Origin of the sequence: Shigella sp. FC1967 (genome assembly GCF_001743005.1) — a bacterium.
Classification (GTDB): Bacteria; Pseudomonadota; Gammaproteobacteria; order Enterobacterales; family Enterobacteriaceae; genus Proteus.
In genome coordinates, this window is record NZ_MIIZ01000323.1 from 1 (window position 1) to 239 (window position 239).

The window sequence follows — 239 nt, forward strand, 5'->3', positions numbered from 1 at the left end:
AATTTGGGCATCTTCCAGTAAACGAATAATGCCCCAGACGCCACGATAATCACCATAAATACGCGTGCCTGTGTTTGTGGTTATCCAGCTCAGTGATGCTCCAGAGGCAACGGTATCCGCTGGCCAGACAAAACGCTGCCATTGGGGTTGCTGGTTATCGTAAAGAAGAGATTGTCTATCTATCATTAAATGCGTTTGCATAATGTTGGGTGAGGTACCTGGGCGTAATTCAAAGTAAA

1 protein-coding gene is annotated in these 239 nt (G+C 45.6%); it reads right to left on the bottom strand.

What is annotated here, in order from left to right:
• Nucleotides 1–239: type VI secretion IcmF C-terminal domain-containing protein (locus BHE89_RS02880; protein WP_286145840.1), on the bottom strand; the 239-nt coding region annotated here is incomplete at both ends.